Source organism: Coralloluteibacterium stylophorae (assembly GCF_018122625.2).
GTDB lineage: Bacteria > Pseudomonadota > Gammaproteobacteria > Xanthomonadales > Xanthomonadaceae > Coralloluteibacterium > Coralloluteibacterium stylophorae.
The window spans coordinates 43013-64561 of record NZ_JAGQFT020000012.1 but is presented as its reverse complement, the minus strand read 5'-3'; the positions used below and the strand labels follow the sequence as shown (position 1 = coordinate 64561).

The window sequence follows — 21549 nt, the reverse complement described above, 5'->3', positions numbered from 1 at the left end:
GGGCGGTCAGAAGCTGCCGCGGACGCCGAGGAGCACGGTCCGGCCCGGATCGTAGATGTCGTTCACGGCGTTGTCGTAGTAGAAGTTGGAACGACGCTCCTCGCCGGTGAGGTTGATGACGTTGAGCGTGACCTGCGGCGACGACGGCAGCGACGCGAAGGTGTAGCTCGCCGACAGGTCGAACTGGCCGCGGTCCTCGCCGATGATCTGCGCGTAGGGGATGCCGTTCTGGTTCGGGCCCGTGCCCGCCGTGCCCTCGGTCCAGTTGTAGGACAGGCGGATCGAGGCGGCGTCGTTCTCCCAGTATGCCGTCGCGTTCCACAGCTTCGGCGCGATGCCGTAGAGATTGCCCTCCAGCACGTCCGCGTCGGGCCCGCTCGGCTCCATGTTGATCTTGGTGAAGTTGCCCATGAAGCCGAGGCCTTCGGTGATGAAGGTCAGCGGCTGCACCCAGATCAGTTCCAGGCCCTGGATCTGCAGCGTCGCGTTGGCATTGACCTGCTGGTTGACGACGATGGTCGCCACGTCCGGGCCGCCGCGGGCGTCGATGGCGTCCTGCTGGTAGCTCTCCAGGTCCTCGTAGGGGATGCCGAGCTGCGAGAACGGCATCGTGGTGGTGCCCTGGTAGGTGTAGCCCTCGACGCGCTTGTTGAAGAGCGTCAGCCCGACCAGGCCTTCCTCGCCGGTGTACCACTCGCCGCCGATGTCGAAGTTGGTCGAGGTGTACGGGACCAGGTTCGGATTGCCCTGGCTCGCGACCTGCGCCGTGGTGTCGGTGAAGGTGGTGTTGGGCAGCATCGAGCTCGGGTTCGGGCGCGTCATCGTGCGCGAGCCCGACAGGCGCAGCACCACGTCGTCGGCCACGTCCCAGGCGGCGCTGAAGGACGGCAGCCATTCGTCGTAGTCGCCGGTCAGCGTCTGCCACTGGCGCACGCCGCCGATGGTGACCGGGCCGGAGATCTCCTGGTCGGTGGTCACCCAGCGGGTGCCGGCATTGAAGCGCAGCAGGCGGTCCAGGACCTCGGTCTCGCCGTTGATCTCGACGTAGGCGCCGAACACGTCCTCGCTGATGCCGCCGGTGGAACCGCCGGTGTTGGGCCCGGCCGACTCCGGCGCCTCGTCGCGGTAGCGGTAGTAGTCGGTGGCCTCCTTGAAGCTGTCGAAGTCGCCGGTGATGAAGCCGTAGGGGCCCGGGCGCAGGAAGCTGGCCAGCTCCGCATCGGAGACGTTGGCGAACACGTATTCCTGCCACGCGGCGCTGTTGTCGAAGCCCTGGATGCGGCGCTCGAAGGTGTCGTAGGCGACGCCGACCTTGACGTTGCGACCGTCGTCGCCGAGCTGCAGGTCGGCGCGGGCGCCGGCCACCTCGACCACGCGCTTCTCGTTCTGCACGTTCACGCGGCCGCCGGCCCAGGTCCAGCCGAGATCCGGGTCGTTGAGGTCGAGGTCGGTGTCCCAGGTCGGCACGTCGCCGGTGTTGCTGTAGTCGATCGTGGTGAAGGGCGAGTTGACCAGGATGGTGGGCGACTCGCGGAACATCCAGCTGCGGCTGGCGTTGGCCTGCACGTCCAGCCGGCTGCCGGCGTCGCCGAACCAGAACGTCGCGCCCGGATTGATGCTCCAGTACTTGACGTCCTCGACGTAGGGCCGCGCCTCGAGGAAGAACTGCGCGTTGGTGAAGGTCGCATCGGTCACCACGCCGTTCTCGTCGACCTGCATGTCGGTCGGGATCAGGCCGGAGGGCCCGAACACGCGGCCGACCAGGTTGACGTCGATGCGGTCGTTGGTGCGGTGCGCCTCGGAGTACAGCGTGTCGACGTAGAAGTGCATGTCGTCGGTCGGGCGCCACTCGAACGAGGCCAGCAGCGCGTCGCGGTCGCGGTCGCCGGACATGTGCACCGGGCGGCCGAGACGCGGGATCAGCGCCTCGCTGATCTGGTCGATGGTGAGGCCCGGGTTGAGCGCGAGCAGCAGGTCGCGGTCGATCACCTGGCCCGGCGTCAGGCCGGCCGCGCGCGTCGCCGCGTTGTCCGGCACGACGTTGGGGATGAGCCAGTTGCCGCCGCCCCCCGCGTTGCACTCGGACGGACGCACCGACAGCGGGTCGACGCCCTCGGGCGCGGCGATGCCGCACTGCACGTAGTTCAGGCCGGGATTGGTCCAGCCGACGGTCTCGTAGCCTTCCACGCCGATGCGGCCGCGCGCGGAGGACACGCCGACCAGGGCGCCGAAGGTGCCGTCGTCGTTGGTCCAGCTGCCGATCGCCGAGCCGCGCGGGCTGATCTTGTCGGCGATGTCGTTCTCTTCGGCCTGCAGCTGGTAGGTGAAGTGCGTGCCGGGGTTGTCGAACGGACGCGCGCTGCGCATGTCGACCACGCCGGACACGCCGCCCTCCAGCAGGCTGGCCTTGGGCGTCTTGTGCACCGTTACCTGGTTGAAGAACTCGGTCGGGAACAGGTTGAGGTCGACCTCGCGGTTCTGGTTCTGCGCGTTGAGGCCGATGGAGGCGGTGGCCACCTGGGCGCCGTTGATCACGGTCTTGGTGAAGCTGTTGGGCAGGCCGCGGATGGCGACGTTGAGGCCCTCGCCGTTGACGTCGCGGTCGAGCTGGATGCCGGGGATGCGGTTGAGCGACTCGGCGATGTTGAGGTCGGGAAACTTGCCGATGTCCTCGGCGAAGATCGAGTCGGTGAAGCCGGTGGCGTCGCGCTTGGCCTCGGTCGAGAACTGGATGCTGCGGCGGAAGTAGCCGACCACGTCGATGGAATCGAGGCGGGTCGCCTCGTCGACCGTTGCGCTCTGCGGGCTGGGTACCGACGGCGGTTCCTGCGCGCGCGACGGTGCCGGGACCGGCGCCGGGACCTCGATCTGTGGCTGCTCCTGCGCGAAGGCAGGCGTCGCGGCCATGCCGAGCAGGGCCAGACTCATGGCGCGCGACAGCGCGTTTCGTGCGAAGTGATGGTGCACCTACTCCCCTCCCGTTCCTGGTCTCGATGCGCCCGTGCGTGCGGGGCGCTCATTCGTCGTTGGCGTGCAGGTCCGCGGATGCACCGTGGCCTGAGCGATTTGATGGTAGCGCTATCATTCGCGGCCGCGCACGCTGCGCAGCAGCATGGCCGGATCCGCTGCCAGGATCGGTTTTACTGCGTCGCAGCAATAAGTTGCGTATCAGCGTCGCGTGAGCACGATCCTCGCACCGCAGCATCGTCCGCACGGGTTGCGCGATCTTCGTGATAGCGCTATCACGTCGCGTTCCACCAGCGATGCGGGAGCGCGGACACGATGTATGGAGCGACGAGTCAGGTGCGCGCACCCGCGCCGCCGACGGGACGATGCACCGCGTCGGGCGGCACGGGAGGCGGGCGATGAGCGCCGTCTCCGCCGGCGATACCGTCGCCCGCGTCGGCATGTACCGCTGGCGCATCTGCGCCCTGCTGCTGCTGGCGACCACGATCAACTACATCGACCGCCAGGTGCTCGGCGTGCTCGCGCCGTTCCTGCAGGACGAGATCGGCTGGAGCGAGATCGAGTACGGCTACATCGTCACCGCGTTCCAGGCGGCCTACGCGATCGGCCTGCTGTGCACCGGCGCGATCATCGACCGCCTCGGCACCCGCGTCGGCTACGCGATCGCGATCTGCGTGTGGAGCCTGGCGGCGATGAGCCACTCGCTGGTGGCGAGCGTGGCCGGCTTCATGGTCGCGCGCTTCCTGCTCGGGCTCGGCGAGGCCGGCAACTTCCCCGCGGCGATCAAGACCGTGGCCGAATGGTTCCCGCGCCGCGAGCGCGCGCTGGCCACCGGCATCTTCAATTCGGGCTCCAACATCGGTGCCATCGCCGCGCCGCTGCTGGTGCCGGTGGTGACCGTCGCCTTCGGCTGGCAGGCGGCCTTCCTCGTCACCGGACTGCTCAGCGCGACCTGGCTGGTGATGTGGCTGGTCACCTATCGCACGCCCGAGCAGCACCCGAAGCTCTCGGCCGGCGAACTCGCCTACATCCGCAGCGATCCGGTCGAGCCGTCGGTGCGCGTGCCGTGGGCGCGGATCCTGCGCCATCGCCAGGCCTGGGCCTTCGTCGCGGCCAAGTTCATGACCGACCCGATCTGGTGGTTCTTCCTGTTCTGGCTGCCGAAGTTCCTGCATTCCGAGTACGGGCTCAGCCTGCTCGGCCTCGGCCTGCCGCTGGTGGTCATCTTCGTGGCCGCCGACGTCGGCAGCATCGCCGGCGGCTGGCTCGCCGGGCGCTTCCTCAGGCGCGGCTGGAGCGTCAACCGCGCGCGCAAGGCGGCGATGGCGATCTGCGCGCTGTGCGTGGTGCCGATCGTGTTCGCGGTGCAGGCGGACAACCTGTGGATCGCCGTCGCGCTGATCGGGCTGGCGACGGCCGGCCACCAGGGTTGGTCGGCCAACGTGTTCACCCTCACCTCGGACATGTTCCCGCGCCAGGCGGTGGCCTCGGTGGTGGGCATCGGCGGCTTCGCCGGCGCCATCGGCGGCATGATGATCGCGACCTTCACCGGATTCCTGCTGGAGACCACGGGCAGCTACCTACCGGTGTTCCTGATGGCCGGCTCGGCCTACCTGCTCGCGCTGCTGGTCGTGCACCTGCTCGCGCCGCGGCTCGCACCCGCCGCGCTCGAAACCCGCCCGGAGGCCGCATGAACGCCATCGCCCGACGCATCCTCGCACCGGTACGGACCGCGGCCGCGTTGGCCGCGTTGGCCGCGCTCCCCGCCTCCGCCGCCGACGGCCCCATCGCCGCCGGCAAGGACCGCTTCGTCGGCGGCGCCTGGAGCCCGGCGCAGGCGGAGGGCTTCGCCCGCTACTGGAACAAGGTCACGCCGGAGAACGCCGGCAAGTGGGGCAGCGTCGAGGCCGAGCGCGACCGCATGGACTTCAGCGGCCTCGACGCCGCCTACCGCGTCGCCCGCGACAACGGGTCCCCGTTCCAGATGCACGTGATGGTCTGGGGCAACCAGCAGCCGGAATGGATCGAGACGCTGCCGCCGGACGAGCAGCGCGCCGAGATCGAGGAGTGGTTCGCGGCGGTGGCGGCGCGCTATCCCGACCTCGACTTCGTCGAGGTGGTCAACGAGCCGCTCAACGACCCGCCGTCCAAGGACGACGAGGGCGGCGGCAACTACATCGAGGCGCTCGGCGGCGCCGGCGAGAGCGGCTGGGACTGGATCCTCGAATCCTTCCGCCTCGCGCGCCGGCACTTCCCGGACGCCACGCTGATGATCAACGACTACAGCGTGACCAACAGCGAGGTCGCGACCGACCGCTACCGCCGCATCGTCGAGCTGCTGCAGCGCGAGGACCTGGTCGACGCCATCGGCGTGCAGGGCCACGCCTTCTCGACGACGGAGGAATGGCCGATGTCGCTGCACCGCGCCAACCTCGACACGCTCGCCGCGACGGGCCTCCCGATCTACGTCACCGAGCTCGATATCGACGGCCCCACCGACGCCGAACAGCTGCGCGCCTGGCAGCGCATCTTCCCGGTGTTCTGGGAGCACCCCGCCGTGCGCGGCATCACCCTGTGGGGCTTCCGCCCGGGGCTGTGGCGCGAGGAACAGGGCGCCAACCTGGTCCGCGAGGACGGCACCGAGCGCCCTGCCCTGCAGTGGCTGCGCGAGTACGTGCGCGAGCATTGAGCCCTGCCCCACGGGAGCGGCTCCGGCCGCGACGCTCGCCGCCGCGATGCCGGAACCCGCGGCGGAAGCCGCTCCGGCGACAGCATCCGCGGGCCTCGCGCGGACCTCCGGGTCCCGGTGCCCAATTCCCCATCACCGCCACCGCCTTTCGCCGGACCCGTCGCGGCTGGAAGCCGCTCCTACGGATCCCCGTCGCCACCGAACCGGAGTCCCGCATGCGCTTCGCCCTCCTCCTCGCCGGCCTGGCCGTCTTCGTTGCGCCGGGCGTCGCCGCCGCCGACTGCGCGCGGCCGGCCGCCGTGTGCGAGGAGGCGGTAGCGGGCGCACTCGCGCTCATCGACGACGGGGTTCCGCTTCCGGTGCTCGCCGACGACGGCGATGCGCCCGCCGTCCTGCATGCCGCGCAGGACCTGCGCGACGATCTCGCCGCCGTCGCCGGCGCGCCGGCGCCGGACCGCGGCAACGGGCCGACCGCGATCATCGCCGGCACTCTCGGCCGCAGCCTGCGCATCGACCGTATCGTGCGCGAGCGCGGCATCGACACCGGCGGCGTCGCCGGGCGCTGGGAGGCCTACCTGCTGCAGGTGGTCGACGATCCCGAGCCCGGCATCGACCGCGCGCTGGTGGTGGTCGGCGCCGACCGGCGCGGCACCGTCTTCGGCCTCTACGAGCTGTCGCGCCGCATCGGCGTGTCGCCCTGGACCTGGTGGGCGGACGTGCCGCCGCCGCGCCGCACGGCACTGCATGCCGCGCCCGGGCGCTTCGTCGACGCGCCGGCGGTGCGCTACCGCGGCATCTTCATCAACGACGAGGACCCCGCGCTCGGCGGCTGGCTGCGCGAGACCTACGGCGGCGCCGACCATCGCTTCTACGAACGCGTGTTCGAGCTGATCCTGCGCCACAAGGCCAATTATTTGTGGCCGGCGATGTGGGTGCCGCGCGCCTTCTACGACGACGACCCGCGCAACGCCGAGCTCGCCGACGAGATGGGCGTGGTGATCGGGACCACCCACCACGAGCCGATGATGCGCGCGCACGCCGAGTGGGAGACCCACGGTGCCGGGCCGTGGGACTACGCCCGCAACGGCGAGGCCCTGCGGCGCTTCTGGCGTCGGGGGATCGAGCGCATGGGCGACCGCGAGGGCGTGGTGACACTGGGCATGCGCGGCGATGGCGACGAGGCGATGACCGAGGGCACCGCCACCGCGCTGCTGGAGCGGATTGTCGCCGACCAGCGCCGCATCATCGCCGGGGTCACCGGGCGCCGGCCGCAGGACACGCCGCAGGTGTGGGCGCTGTACAAGGAGGTGCAGGACTACTTCGACGCCGGCATGCGCGTGCCCGACGACGTCACCCTGCTCTTCGCCGACGACAACTGGGGCAACCTCCGCCGCCTGCCGGAGCCCGGCGCGCAGCGCCCCGGCGGCTACGGCGTGTACTACCACTTCGACTACGTCGGCGGTCCGCGCAACTACAAGTGGATCAACACCACCCAGATCGAGCGCACCTGGGAGCAGATGCGGCTCGCGTACGCGCATGGCGTCGACCGCCTGTGGATCGTCAACGTCGGCGACATCAAGCCGATGGAGCTGCCGACGAGCTTCTTCCTCGACCAGGCCTGGGATCCCGGGGCGATGACCCTGGAGCGCATGAGCGCCTACCCGGCGGCGTGGGCGGCCGAGCAGTTCGGTCCCGCGCATGCGGACGCCATCGGCGAGATCCTCACCCGCTACACGCAGTACAACGCGCGCCGCAAGCCCGAGCTGCTGTCGGCCGACACCTGGAGCCTCGACAACTTCGACGAGGCCGACCGCGTACTGGCCGAGTGGGACGACCTGGAGGCGCGCACGCGCCGGCTCCGCGCGGCTCTGCCGCAGGCCCGGCACGACGCCTACTACCAGCTGGTCGAGTACCCGGTCCTGGCGAGCGCCAACATCAATCGGCTGTACGTGGCGGTGGCGCGCAACCGACAGTACGCGCTGCAGGGGCGGGCCTCGGCCAACGCCTGGGCCGACGAGGCCGAGCGCCTGTTCGCGCGGGATGCGGAACTGGCGCGCGTCTACGAGGAGGACATCGCCGGCGGCAAGTGGATCCACATGATGGCCCAGCCGCGCATCGGCTATACGCACTGGCAGCAGCCGCCGCGCAACGTGCTGCCGGCGCTGTCCCGCGTCGACGTGCCGGAGGCCGCGGCGATGGGCGTGGCGCTCGAGGGCGATCCGCGCGGCTGGCCGGTGGTCGCGGAGACCGCAGCCCTGCCCCCGCTCGATCCGCTCGGCGCCCCGACGCGGACGCTCACCGTGTTCAACCGCGGCGCCCGGCCACTGCGCTACACCGCCACCGCGTCCGCGCCCTGGCTGCGCGTGCTGCCGGCCGCGGGCGAGGTCGACGACGAACAGGCGCTCCGGGTCGAGGTGGACTGGGCCGCGATGCCTCCCGGGACGGACGAGGCGCACATCGACCTGCTCGGCAGCGACCGCACCGAGGTGCACGTGCGCGTTCCCGTGTCGGCGCCCGCCTCCGGCGCAGGCATGCACGGCTTCGTCGAGAGCGACGGCCACATCGCCATCGAGGCTCCGCATCACGCACGCGCCGTGGCGACGGATGGACTCGCCTGGCAGACGATCCCACACCTGGGGCGCACGCTGGCGGGCGTGACCGCGTGGCCCGCCGTCGCCGCAAGCCGGCCGCCCGGCGACGACGGTGCGCGGCTCGAGTACCCGGTGACCCTGCGCGAGGCCGGCGAGGTCGAGGTGCGCGTGGTCGTGTCGCCGACGCTCGACTACCGCAACCGCGGCGGCCTGCGCTTCGGCGTCTCCCTCGGCGAGACCGAGCCGCAGGTGGTGGCCCTGCGGTTCGACCCGACGCCGGGGCATCCCGATTTCCAGGCCTGGCAGCGCGCGGTGAGCGACGGCGTCCACGTCGTCACCTCGCGGCACCGGGTCGAGGCCGGTCCGCAGACGCTGACGCTGTGGCACATCGATCCGGGCGTCGTGTTCCAGCGCATCGAGATCGTCCGCGGGCCGCTGCGCCCGAGCTACCTCGGCCCGCCGGAGAGCGTGCGCCGATGATGCGCGGAGGAGCCGGCACCGTTGCCGTCCCCGCGCGTGGCGCGGGCGCGTCGCCGGTTTCGCGGCTGAAGCCGCTCCTACAGAAGCGCGCGCCCGCGGCGACGCGCGCCCGTCGCATCTCCAACTCCTACCGGAAGACCGCATGACCCAGCGCCGATCACTCCTCCACAGGCTGCACGCCCCGCTCCGGACCCTCGGCCGCGCATGCCTGGTCTGGCTGCTGGCCTCGACCTGCGCGCTGGCCGCGACCGACACCGCACCGCGCGAGCGCATGCGCCTCGATACCGGCTGGCGTTTCCACCAGGGCGACCCGCCGGGCGTCGACGGCCGCCTCGACTACGACGTGCGCCCGCCCGTGGAGGAGAACGTGGACGGCCAGGATGCGGATACGCGGCCGGAGGAGGCCGCGCGCGTCCAGACGCAGCGCCCGGTCCTGAAGCCCTGGATCCTGCCGAGCGCGAACCCGCTGATCGCCGATCCCGCCGACCGCCACGTGCGGCCATCCGGCGACCCGGGCGGCGATCTCCCCTTCGTACAGGCCGCCTTCGACGACGGCGACTGGCAGCAGGTCACCCTGCCCCACGACTGGGCCATCGCCGGCCCCTTCATCGCCGACGGCCCGCACGGCGGCATGGGCCGCCTGCCGAGCTGGGGCATCGGCTGGTACCGGCGCACGCTCGACATCCCGGCCGGCGACGCCGGGCGCTCGATCTTCCTCGACGTCGACGGCGCGATGTCCTATTCCACGGTCTGGCTCAATGGGCGCCTGGTCGGCGGCTGGCCCTACGGCTACACCTCGTTCCGCCTCGACCTCACGCCCCACGTGCGCCCGGGCGGACCGAACCAGCTCGCGATCCGGCTCGACAACCCGCCCGCCTCCGCGCGCTGGTACCCCGGCGGCGGGCTGTACCGGGACGTGTGGCTGGTCAAGACCGCCCCGGTGCACGTGGCGCACTGGGGCGCGCACGTCACCACGCCGGAGGTGTCGGCCGAACGCGCGCGCGTGCATCTCGACCTGACGATCGACAACGACGGAACGGCGGCCGCCAGGGTCGAGGGCAGCACGACGATCCACGAACTCGGCGCCGACGGCCGTCGCGGCGACGCCGTGGTCGCCCGTATCGCGCCGGCCGCCCTGCGCATCGGGGCCGGCGGCAGCGCGCGCACCGGAGGCAGCGTGGTGATCGAGCGGCCGCGCCTGTGGGGCCCGCCGCCGACGCAGGTGCCGCACCGCTACGTCGCCGTCACCACGCTCGCGCGCGACGGACGCATCGTCGACCGCATCGAGACGCCCTTCGGCATCCGCGGCCTGCGCTTCGATCCCGACACCGGCGTGCACGTCAACGGCGAGCGCATCGTGATCCGGGGCGTCAACAACCACCACGACCTCGGCGCGCTCGGCGCCGCCTTCAACCTGCGCGCGGCCGAGCGCCAGCTCGAGATCCTGCGCGACATGGGCGCCAACGCGATCCGCATGGCGCACAACCCGCCGGCGCCGGAGCTGCTGGAGCTGACCGACCGCATGGGCTTCCTCGTCGTCGACGAGATCTTCGACGTGTGGGAGCGGAAGAAGACGCCGCTCGACTTCCATCTCGTGTTCCCCGAATGGCACGAGCCGGACCTGCGCGCGATGGTGCGGCGCGACCGCAACCATCCCTCGGTCGTGCTGTGGAGCATCGGTAACGAGGTCGGCGAGCAGTACACCGGCGAGGAGGGAGCGGCCATCGGCCGCCGCCTGCACGCCATCGTGCGCGAGGAGGACCCCACCCGCCCCACCACCGCCTCGATGAACTGGGCCAAGCCGGACATGCCGTTCGCGAGCGCCTTCGACGTCGTCAGCCTCAACTACCAGGGCGAGGGCATCCGCCAGGATCCGGAGTTCGAGGGCACCGACCGCATCCGCACGCCGCCGCAGTACGACGCCTTCCATGCCGCGTTCCCGGACAAGGTGGTGATGAGCAGCGAGACGGCGTCGGCGCTGAGCAGCCGCGGCGTCTACCTGTTCCCGGTCTCGCCGGAGGTGAGCGCGCCGGTCCGCGACGGCCGCGGCGGCGATTCAACGATCCGCCAGGTCAGCGCCTACGAGTTGCACGCGGTGGACTTCGGCTCGACCGCCGACAAGGTCTTCGCGGCGCTGGACCGGCATCCCTTCGTCGCCGGCGAGTTCGTGTGGACCGGCTTCGACTACCTCGGCGAGCCCACGCCCTACTACGACTCGCGCAGCTCCTATTCCGGCATCGTCGACCTCGCCGGCTTCGCCAAGGACCGCTTCTGGCTCTACCAGTCGCGCTGGCGCCCGGACCTGCCGATGGCGCACATCCTCCCGCACTGGACCTGGCCGGGCCGCGAAGGCGAGGTCACGCCGGTGCACGTGTTCACCTCGGGCGACGAGGCCGAGCTCTTCGTCGACGGCGTCTCGCAGGGCCGGAAGAAGAAGGGCGCGTACGAGTACCGGCTGCGCTGGGACGACGTCGTCTACCGGCCGGGCAGCCTGCGCGTGCAGGCCTACCGCGACGGCCGGCCCTGGGCCGAGGCCCGCGTCGAGACCGCCGGCGAGCCGGCGCGGCTCGAGCTCGAGCCGGACCGCGCCGCGATCGCCAACGACGGCCGCGACCTGTCCTTCCTGGCCCTGCGCGTGCTCGACGCCGAGGGTCGCCGGGTACCGACCGCGGATATGCGCGTCCGCTTCCGCGTAGACGGCCCTGCCGAACTGGTGGCGACCGACAACGGCGACCCGACCGACATGACGCCCTTCCCCTCGCACGAGCGCGACGCGTTCGGCGGCCGGGCGCTGGCGATCGTCCGCGCCCTGCCCGGGCGCAGCGGCAGCGTGCGCGTGCACGCCGAGGCCGAGGGCCTCACGACGGCGACGACGACGGTCGAGGTCGTGGCCGGCGAGGCCGCCGAGTGATTCCCGGCGACGGCCTGGCGATGTCGGCCGTGCAGCCCGCGCCGGGTGCGGACAGGTTGCGTCACGTCGCCGGGCGCCACCTGCCTGTGCCCTTTCCCCGCTCGCGGGGGAAGGGCGGGACGGAGCAGCGCGAAGCCCGGCTGTCGGGGCGTCATGCGGACGACTCCACGACGTCCTGCGTTGTCGCGACAGTCGAGCCGCCTCTCCGCACCGACGCCCCGCGCCGCTCCGCTACCCGCACCGCTCCCTCACCGGAACCGACCATGCCGCCGACCCGCTCCCGCCGTCTCCATCCGCTCCGTGCGCTCGCGCCGTTCCTGCTCGCCCTGCTCGTCGCGCCCGCGACCGCCGCAGCCGCGCCCGACACCCTGAAGCACGCCTATGCCGGGTCGTTCCGGATCGGCACCGCGGTCAACGCGGAGATCGTGTCCGGCGCCGACGCCGCCTCGCAGGCGCTGGTCCTGCGCCACTTCGACACGATCACGCCGGAGAACGTGATGAAGGCGGAGGTGCTGCACCCCGCGCCGGACGTGTGGGACTTCACCGCGGCCGATGCCTTCGTCGAATTCGGCGAGCGCCACGACCTGTTCCTGGTCGGCCACACCCTGGTCTGGCACAACCAGACCCCGGCCTGGTTCTTCGAGGACGAACGCGGCCAGCCGAACACGCCCACCGCGCAGGTCGAGCGCATGCGCCGCTACATCGAGACCGTCGCCGGGCGCTACGCCGGGCGGGTGCATGCCTGGGACGTGGTCAACGAGATCGTCGGCGAGGACGGCGCGTATCGCGACACGGCATGGACCCGCAGCGTCGGCGACGGCGACGAGGTCGTGCGCCGGGCCTTCGGGTTCGCCGCGCGCTACGCGCCCGACGCGGAGCTGTACTACAACGACTTCAACGCCTGGCGGCCGGCCAAGCGCGACGGCATCGTGCGCATGGTGCGCATGCTCCAGGCCCACGGCATCCGCATCGACGGCATCGGCATCCAGGGCCACTGGGGTCTCGACTATCCGTCGCTCGCCGACATCGAGGCCGCCATCGACGCGTATGCGGCGCTGGGGCTCAAGGTGATGATCAGCGAACTCGACGTCGACGTACTGCCGCTCACCCGCTCCGGACAGATCATCGGCACCGGCATGGCGCATCCGCAGTTCCAGCTGCCGGAGTTCGAGCGCGCGCTGGATCCCTACCCCGATGGCCTGCTGCCGGACCTGCAGCGCCAGCTCGCCGACCGCTACGCCGAGCTGTTCGCGCTCTTCCACCGCAAGCGCGAGGTGATCGCGCGGGTCAGCGTCTGGGGCGTGCACGACGGCATGTCGTGGAAGAACGACTACCCGATCCCGAACCGCACCAACCATCCGCTGCTGTTCGACCGCGAACGCCGGCCGAAGCCGGCGCTCGACGCGGTGCTCGCGGTGCCGGCGCAGGCAGCGCGCTGACCGCGCCCGTCCTCCATCGCAGCGGAGCCAGCATGTCCCGCCTGTCCTTGACCGTCGTCGGCGCCGGCCTCGCGATGGTCCTGGCCGCGTGCGCGACGCAGCCGCAGACCGTCCGTCGACCCGCGGCCGCCGACGGGGCGACCGCATGGGACCCGGCCTTCCACGCCATCGTCGCTGCGGATGCGCGCGTCGAGCGCCTCGCCGGCGGCTTCACCTGGGCCGAGGGGCCGCTATGGATCGAGGAGGACGAGGCGCTGCTGTTCACCGACGTGCCGGAGAACCGGATCCACCGATGGTCGCCCGCCGAAGGCGCGTCGGTGTTCCTGGAACCGTCCGGCTACGCCGGCCCGGACCTCGACACGCTGCGCGAGCCCGGCGCGAACGGCCTGGTCGCCGCACCGGACGGCGACGTGCTGATGGCCAACTCCGGCAGCCGCGCCATCGCGCGGCTCGACCTCGGGACCCGGCGCAAGACGCCGCTCGCCACGCACTACGACGGCCGGCGCTTCAACAGCCCCAACGACCTGGTGCGCCGCAGCGACGGCCGCGTGTTCTTCACCGATCCGCCCTACGGCCTGCGCGGGATGGCGGAGTCGCCGGTCCGCGAGCTGCCCTTCAGCGGCGTCTACCGGCTCGACCCCGGGGGCCGCGTCGTCCTGCTCGACGCGAGCCTGCGCTTCCCGAACGGCATCGCGCTCGCGCCCGACGGGCGCACCCTCTACGTCGCCAACTCGGATCCGGCGCGGCCGCTGTGGATGGCCTACGCGCTGGACGCCGAAGGCGCCGTGAGCGGCCGGCGCGTGTTCGCCGATGCATCGGACCTCGTCGCCGACGACGCGCCCGGGCTGCCGGACGGCATGGCGGTCGCCGCCGACGGCACCCTCTTCGCCACCGGGCCGGGCGGCGTGCTGGTGTTCGCGCCGGACGGCCGCCGGCTCGGGCGGATCGCCGCCGGCGGACAGGTCGCCAACTGCGCGCTCGACGCCGGCGAACGCTGGCTCTACCTCACCGCCGGCCACTCTCTGGCGCGGATCCGGCTGCGGCCGGAGTAGCGCGCCGCGTGCGCCGGCCGCCGATGCACCGCCTTCACGCGACCGCCCAGCCGCGGGAGCGAGGCTGACCCGCCACGCAGCATGGCGCCGCGCCACGCGGCGCCGCACCGGATCCGACCGCCACCGTGAGGACGTTCCGCACGATGACCGCCCGCCGCACCGGTCTGCCCTGCGCACTCGCACTCGCATCCGCGCTCGCCCTCGTCGCCTGTGATGCCGAGGACGCGCGCGGAGAGGCCGCCACCGAGGAGGCGGCGCGCGTGGCCGTGGTCGCCGCCGAACCGGCGCGCTTCGGCGAGCGCTTCGTCCTCACCGGCACCTTCACCGCCGACCGCGCCACCCGGCTCTCGCCGCGCGTGGACGGCCTGGTCGCGCAGGTGCACGTCGATGCCGGCGACCGCGTGCGCAGCGGCGATGTCCTGCTCGAGCTCGATCCGGCAGTCGGCCGGCAGACCCTCCAGCGCGCCCGCGCCGAGGCCGCGGAGGCCGCCGCGGCACTGACCGAGGCCGAGCGCCTGTACGCGCAGGCCGAGCGCCTGGGCGCGGCGCAGTACGTCGCCGCGACCCAGGTCGAGGCGCGCGAGGCCGAGGTGCGGCTGGCGCGCGCCACGCTGGAGTCGGCGCGCGCGGTCGCCCGCGAGCAGGCCGAACTGCTGGAACGCCACGCGCTGCCGGCGCCGTTCGACGGCGTCATCGCCGAGAAACTGACCGAGGTGGGCGAATGGGTCGCGCGCAGCACGCCGGTTCTGGACCTGGTCGCGCTCGACCGCGTCCGCCTCGACCTGCGCGTGCCGCAGGAGCGCTACGCCGCCATCGACGGCGGCGTCGAGATCCGGGTGCATGCCGACGCGCTCGACGCGGGCGGCCTGCCGGCGCGCATCGGCGCGCGGGTGCCGGTGACCGACCCGGACGCGCGCACCTTCCTGCTGCGGCTGCTGGTCGAGGACCCGCAGGGCCGGCTGCTTCCGGGCGCCTCGGCGCGCGCCGAGATCGCGCTGCCGGCGCGCGAGCCGGCGCTCGCGGTGCCGCGCGACGCGCTGCTGCGCCAGCCCGACGGCGGCTACAGCCTGTTCGTGGTCGAGCAGGCGGGGACGGGGCTGGTCGCGCGCCAGCGCAGCGTGCGCCTGCTGCGCGACCAGGGCGACCGCGTGGCGGTCGCCGAGGGCCTCGGCGACGGCGAGCGCGTGGTGGTCCGGGGCAACGAATCGCTGCAGGACGGCCAGGCCGTGCGCCTCGCGGAGCGCTGAAGGTGGGCTTCGCCGGCCTGCTCCGCCACGGCACCCTGATTGCGGTGGCGGTGCTGATCGTGTGCGTGCTCGGCATCGCCGCCGCGCTGCGGGTGCCGGTGCAGATGATCCCCGACCTCGAGGTGCGCACCATCAGCGTCGACACGCGCTGGCCCGGCGCGACGCCGCAGGACGTGGAGAAGGAGATCCTGATCGAGCAGGAGCAGTACCTGCGCACCCTGCCCAACCTGTCGCGCATGGTCTCCACCGCGCGCACCGGGCGCGCCACGATCGAGCTGGAGTTCCCCTTCGGCGTCGACATCAACGAGGCGCTGATCCGCACCAACAACGCGCTGAGCCAGGTCTCCAACTACCCGGAGAACGTCGACGACCCGGCGTTGACCACCAGCTCGTTCTCCGACAACGCGTTCATGTACTTCCGCATCACCGCGCGCGAGGACAGCCCGCTGGACCTCGACCTGGACATGATGCGCGACTACGTCGAGGACGTCGTGCGTCCGCGCATCGAGCGGGTGGCGGGCGTGGCCCTGGTCGAGGTCGGCGGCGGCGCCGAGCGGCAGGTGCGGATCGAGGTCGACCCGGAGCGCCTGGCCCAGCGCGGCCTGACCCTGGCCGCGGTGCGCGACGCGCTGCGCGCGCGCAACGTCGACAGCTCCGGCGGCGACCTCGACAGCGGCAAGCGCCGCTACCTGCTGCGCACCGTCGGCCGCTTCCGCGACGCCGACGCGATCGGATCGCTGGTCCTGGCCGAACGCGACGGCGCGCTGGTGCGCCTGTCCGACGTCGGCACGGTGACGCTCGACCACTTCGAGCGCCGCGACCTGTCCTTCGCCGACGGACGGCCCGCGCTGACCCTGTCGGTCCGCCGCGAACCCGGCTCCAACGTCATCCAGATCAAGTACGCGGTGCTGCCCGAGGTCGAGCGCATCAACGCCGAGCTGCTCGCGCCGCTGGGCCTGGAGATGGCGCTCACCAGCGACGACGTTCGCTACGTCGAGGAGGCGGTCGACAACGTCTGGCGCAACCTCACGCTCGGCGCCCTGCTCGCCACCGCGGTGATGTTCGCCTTCCTGCGCTCGGCGCGGACCACGCTCACCGGCGTGGTCGCGATCCCGGTCTGCACCATCGCCGCCTTCGTCGGCCTGCTGCTCGCCGGGCGCACCCTCAACGTGATCTCGATGGCCGGCGTCGCCTTCGCGATCGGCATGACCGTGGACAACACCATCGTGGTGCTGGAGAGCATCGACCAGGCGCGGCGGCGCGGCCTGTCGCGCTTCGATGCCGCGGTCGAGGGCGTCGGCCGGGTCTGGACCGCGGTGCTGGCCTCGACCCTGACCACGGTGCTGGTGTTCTCGCCGATCCTGTTCGTGCAGGAGGAGGCGGGCCAGCTCTACTCCGACATCGCCATCGCCATCTCCGCCTCGATCCTGGCCTCGATGGCGGTGGCGGTGACCGTGGTGCCGGCGCTCGGCGCGCGCCTGGCACCGCGCGACGAGGCCCACACCGCGCCGCCGGGCGAGGCCCTGTTCGAACGCATCGGCACGCGCATCGCCTGGCTGTCGGCCACGGCGCGGCGACGCTGGCTGGTGCTGGGCGCCACCGTCGGCGCCGCGGCGCTGGTACTGGCCCTGCTCACTCCGCCGGCCGAGTATCTGCCCGAGGGCGAGGAACCCAAGACCTTCTCGCGGATGATCGCCCCGCCCGGCTACAACCTCGCCGAGCTGGCGGGCATCGGCGACGCGGTCATGGCCGACCTGATCCCGCACGTCGGCGCCGACGGCGAGGACCGGCCCGCGGACGGCAGCGACATGCCGGCGCTGGCCTACTTCAACCTGTCGGTCGACCAGCAGGGGCTGCGCGTGATCGCCGAGCCGCTCGATGGTGGCGACATCGATGCGGTGATGGACGCGCTCGACGCGCGTTTCCGTGCCTGGCCCGGGATGCGCGCGTTTTCCTCGCGCGGCTCGATCATCTCCAGCAACGACGGCGGCACGCGCAGCATCAACCTCGACATCTCCGGGCTGGAGCTCGCGGACATCTACGCCGTCGCCCAGCGCGCCTACGCACGGGCCGAGGCGCTGTTCGCCGGCGCGCGCATCGACTCGGACCCGTCGACCCTGAGCCTCGACCAGCCGCTGGTCGAGGTGCGCCCGCGCTGGGAGCGGCTGGCCGAGGTCGGCATGGACGCCGAGGGCTTCGGCTACGCGGTCGCCGCGCTCAGCGACGGCGCCTATGCCGACGAGATGATCCTCGACGACCGCAAGGTCGACATCTACCTGTTCAGCAGCGCCGGCGCCGCGCAGCGCCTGGCGCGCGTGCCGGACCTGCCGGTGGCGACGCCGTCGGGCGCGGTGCTGCCGGTCTCGGCGCTGGCCGACATGGTCGAGTCGGCGGACACCGACAGCATCCGCCGTCTCGACGGCCGCCGCACGGTCACGCTCTACATCATCCCGCCGCGCGAGGTCGCGCTGGAGACCGGGGTGGCGCGGGTGCGCGACGAACTGGTCGAGGCGATGCGCCGCGACGGCGAGATCCCCGCCGACGTCACGATCGACATCTCCGGCGCCAGCGACCAGCTCGAGGCGACCCGCGATGCGGTCATGGGCCACTTCGCCATCGCCGTGCTGCTGTCCTACCTGCTGCTGGTGGCGATCTTCCGCCACTGGGGACGGCCGCTGTTCGTGATGGCGACGGTGCCGCTCGGCGTCGCCGGCGGGATCAGCGGGCTCGCGCTCCTCAACGGCGCCGGCGAACTCTTGCGCCTCGTCGGCCTGGGCGGCATCGACCAGCCGTTCGACATGATCACCCTGCTCGGCTTCCTGGTGCTGCTGGGAATCGTCGTCAACAACCCGATCCTGGTCGTGGTCGAGACCTATCGCATGATCGAGGAGGAGGCCGCCGCGGCCACCGACGCCGTGGCCGCGGCGGTGCGCACGCGCCTGCGCCCGATCCTGATGTCGACCTGCACCACCCTGTTCGGCCTCGCCCCGCTGGTGCTGATCCCGGGCGCCGGCACCGAGCTCTACCGCGGCCTCGGCGCCATCGTCCTGTTCGGGCTGGCCTGCTCGACGGCGGTGACGCTGACCTTCCTGCCCTGCCTGCTGGTGGCGGCGCTGACCCTGCGCGGGCGTGCGGCCGCGGCGCTGCGACGCGGGGACGGAAACGTGGCTCGGCCCTAGCTCGCGCGGCGCTCGATCATCGCGCGGATCCGCTCGCCCAGTGCCGACATCGAGAACGGCTTGGTGATCATGTCCATGCCCGGCTCCAGGAAGCGCTCGCGGTTGGCGGCCTCGGCGGCATAACCGGTGACGAACAGCACGCCGAGCCCCGGCCTGGCGCTGCGCGCGGCCTCGGCGAGCTGCCGGCCGTTCATGCCCGGCAGGCCGACGTCGGTCACCAGCAGGTCGATGCGCCGGTCCGACTGCAGCAGGGGCAGCGCGGCGTCGGCACTGGCGGCCTCCATGTGCGCGTAGCCCAGCTCCTCGAGCGCCTCCAGGATCAACAGCCGCACCGACGGCTCGTCCTCGACCACCAGCACGACCTCGCCGGCGCCGTCGGCCGCGGCATGGACCGGCGCCCCGGCGACAGCGGCCTCCACCGCCGTCGCATCCGCGCGCGGCAGGAACAGGCGGATGGTGGTGCCCTCGCCCTCGCGACTCTCGATGTCGACGTGTCCCTCGGACTGCTTGGCAAAACCGTAGATCATCGACAGGCCGAGGCCGGTGCCCTGGCCGATCGGCTTGGTGGTGAAGAACGGCTCGAACACGCGCTCGAGCAGCTCCGCGCTCATCCCGACCCCGGTGTCGGCCACCTCCACCAGCACGTACTCGCCCGCCCTGGCTCCGGCCAGCCGCGCGTCGCGCTCGGCCACGTCCACGTTGCAGGTCGCGATCCGCAGCGTGCCGCCGCCCGGCATGGCGTCGCGGGCATTGATCGCGAGGTTCAGCAGCGTGCTCTCGAGCTGGTTCTCGTCGGCCCGCACCGGCCACAGCGCGTCGGCGAACGCGAAGTCGAGCGCGACGTTCTCGCCCAGCGTTCGCGAGAGCAGTTCGCGCATTCCCCGCACCAGGCCGTTGATGTCGAGCGCGACCGGATTGAGCGACTGCCGGCGCGAGAACGCGAGCAGGCGCTGGGTCAGGTTGGCGGCACGCTGCGCGGACTGGCTCGCGGCATCGAGGAAGCGCTGCACGTCGTCGTGGCGCCCGCTGGCCAGCCGCGCGCGCACGATATCGAGGCCGCCGATCACCCCGGTCAGCATGTTGTTGAAGTCGTGCGCGATGCCGCCGGTGAGCTGGCCCACCGCCTCCATCTTCTGCGCCTGGCGCAGGTGCTCCTCCACGGCCTGCAGCTCGCGGGTACGCGCCTCGACGCGCTCCTCCAGCGTCTCGTTGAGCCGGCGCAGCGCGGCCTCGGCCTCATGCTCGGCGGTACGGTCGCGGAACATCTTCAGCACCCCGCCCTGCGGGCGCCGCATCATCAGGCCGGACCCCCAGAAGCGGCTGCCGTCCTTGCGCTGGTGCCAGCGCTCGTTGAGCGCGCGTCCCCGGGTCTGCGCGGTCCGCTGCTCGCGTTCCGGCTCGCCGGCGGCGATGTCCTCGGCGGTGAAGAAGATGTCGCCCGAGCGCCCCAGCACTTCCGCCTCCGCATACCCGAGCATGCGCTCGGCGCCGGTGTTCCAGCTGGTGATGATGCGGCGGTCGTCGAGGGTCAGGATGGCGAAATCCTCCGCGCCCTCCACGATCTGCCGGTAGCGCTCCTCGCTCTCGCGCAGCGCCGCCTCGGTGCGGCGACGTGTGGTGATGTCGAGGCAGATCCCGGTCATGCGCAGCGGCGTGCCGTCCGCGGCATGACTCGGGCGCCCACGCATGCCGACCCAGCGCACTTCGCCGTCGCGTGCGACCACGCGGAACTCGCAGTCGAGGTCCTCGCCGCTGGCGACCGACTGCGTCATCGCCTGGTGGACCCCCTCGACGTCGTCCGGATGCACGCTGGCGAGCAGGGTGATGCGGTCGAAGGGTGCGTCTTCGGGATGGCCGAAGTTGGCGCGGAAGATCGCCGAGGTGTGCAGCTCACCGCTGGCGAGGTCCTGGCTCCAGGCGCCCATGCGTCCGGCGGCGAGGGTGAAGCGCAGGTCGCGCTCGGTCTCCCGCCGCGCCTGTTCCGCGCGCGCGCGCTCGACGGCCGCCCAGGTCCGTTCCAGCACGTCGCGGGTCAGCGATTCGTCCTCGTCGCTCCAGCGGCGCGGCCGATGGTCGTCCACGTAGAGCACGGCGCTCGCGCGCCCGGCCTTGACCAGCGGCACGCAGAGCGTGGCGCGGACGCCGCCGGCAGCCGCGAACGCGGCGCGCCGGCCGGCGTCGAGGCCGGGATCGCGCTCCGTGTCGTGCACCACCAGCGCCTGCCCGCGCGCCAGCCGCGGACCGAGCGCGTCGGCGTAGGCCTCCAGGCGATAGCTGGCGGCGGGGGCAGGCATCGGCGGTCGCACCCAGTGCGCGGTGGTGGTCGCCACCGCACCGCCGGCATCCAGCTCGCCATAGCCCACGCGGCCGGCATCGAGCTCCGTGCCCAGCAGTCCGGCAGCGGCACCGAGGATGTCCTGCGGGTCCTCGGCACTGCGCAGCCGCTCCTGCAGCCGGGTGCGGAAGGCCTCGCGCTTCGCCGCCCGTACCGTCTGCGTGGTCTCGGTGCAGGCGCAGAACATGCCGACGACGCCGCCGGCGTCGTCCTGCACCGGCGTATAGCCGAAGGCGAAGTGGGTCTGCTCCGGATAGCCGTTGCGATGCATCACGAAGGCGATGTCGTCCATGTGCGTGGACTCGCCCGCATAGGCGCGGCTCAGGATCGGCTCGACCTCGTCCCAGATGTCGTGCCACAGCTCGACGTAGGGCCGTCCCAGCGCGCGCGGGTGACGCTCGCCGCACATCGCGGCGTAGCCGTCGTTGTAGAGCGTGATCTGCTCCGGTCCCCAGACGATCAGCATCGGCTGGCTCGAATCCATCGCGACGCCGACCAGCGTCTTCAGCGACTGCGGCCACGCCTGCGGCGGCCCCAGCGGATTCGCAGCCCAGTCGAGCGCGCGCAGCACGGCGCCGCATTCGCCGCCGCCGCGCAGGAAGGGCAGGTTGTGGTGATCGCTGCGGAAGCCGCCGCTCATCGGGTCCTCGGGCTCGCGG

Annotated in this window: 10 protein-coding genes; 8 read left to right on the top strand and 2 right to left on the bottom strand. The window is 72.3% G+C overall.

Annotation, left to right across the window (positions count from 1 at the left end):
* Positions 1 to 6: 6 nt before the first annotated feature.
* Positions 7 to 2967: a TonB-dependent receptor gene (locus KB893_RS15770; protein WP_211925774.1), complete on the bottom strand. Its 2961-nt coding sequence runs from the start codon at positions 2965 to 2967 to the stop codon at positions 7 to 9.
* A 398-nt stretch (positions 2968 to 3365) separates the two neighbouring features.
* On the opposite strand from KB893_RS15770, the gene KB893_RS15765 reads away from it, so the two are divergent.
* From KB893_RS15765 to KB893_RS15730, 8 genes are all read left to right on the top strand, one after another.
* A complete protein-coding gene (locus tag KB893_RS15765) occupies positions 3366 to 4661 on the top strand; it encodes an MFS transporter (protein ID WP_211925773.1) in 1296 nt (431 codons plus the stop codon).
* Positions 4658 to 5656 (top strand): endo-1,4-beta-xylanase, encoded by a 999-nt coding sequence (locus tag KB893_RS15760; RefSeq protein ID WP_211925772.1) that lies wholly within the window; start codon positions 4658 to 4660, stop codon positions 5654 to 5656. Before KB893_RS15765 ends, KB893_RS15760 begins: the two co-directional genes overlap by 4 nt.
* A gap of 215 nt (positions 5657 to 5871) precedes the next feature.
* A complete protein-coding gene (locus tag KB893_RS15755) occupies positions 5872 to 8727 on the top strand; it encodes a glycosyl hydrolase 115 family protein (protein ID WP_211925771.1) in 2856 nt (951 codons plus the stop codon).
* 142 nt (positions 8728 to 8869) lie between these two features.
* A complete protein-coding gene (gene galB / locus KB893_RS15750) occupies positions 8870 to 11638 on the top strand; it encodes a beta-galactosidase GalB (protein ID WP_377731430.1) in 2769 nt (922 codons plus the stop codon).
* Positions 11639 to 11901: 263 nt separating this feature from the next.
* Positions 11902 to 13077, top strand: a complete 1176-nt coding sequence (locus KB893_RS15745) for an endo-1,4-beta-xylanase (RefSeq protein WP_211925770.1) — start codon at positions 11902 to 11904, stop codon at positions 13075 to 13077.
* Positions 13078 to 13109: 32 nt separating this feature from the next.
* Positions 13110 to 14129, top strand: a complete 1020-nt coding sequence (locus KB893_RS15740) for an SMP-30/gluconolactonase/LRE family protein (protein ID WP_211925769.1) — start codon at positions 13110 to 13112, stop codon at positions 14127 to 14129.
* 143 nt (positions 14130 to 14272) lie between these two features.
* On the top strand, positions 14273 to 15376 hold the full coding sequence (locus KB893_RS15735; protein WP_211925768.1) for an efflux RND transporter periplasmic adaptor subunit: 1104 nt from the start codon (positions 14273 to 14275) through the stop codon (positions 15374 to 15376).
* Positions 15377 to 15378: 2 nt separating this feature from the next.
* Positions 15379 to 18555, top strand: coding sequence for an efflux RND transporter permease subunit (locus tag KB893_RS15730; protein ID WP_211925767.1), 3177 nt, complete (start codon positions 15379 to 15381; stop codon positions 18553 to 18555).
* Here KB893_RS15730 and KB893_RS15725 read toward each other — a convergent pair.
* Positions 18552 to 21530, bottom strand: a complete 2979-nt coding sequence (locus KB893_RS15725) for a PAS domain S-box protein (protein WP_213173873.1) — start codon at positions 21528 to 21530, stop codon at positions 18552 to 18554. The genes KB893_RS15730 and KB893_RS15725 overlap by 4 nt on opposite strands.
* Positions 21531 to 21549 lie beyond the last annotated feature (19 nt).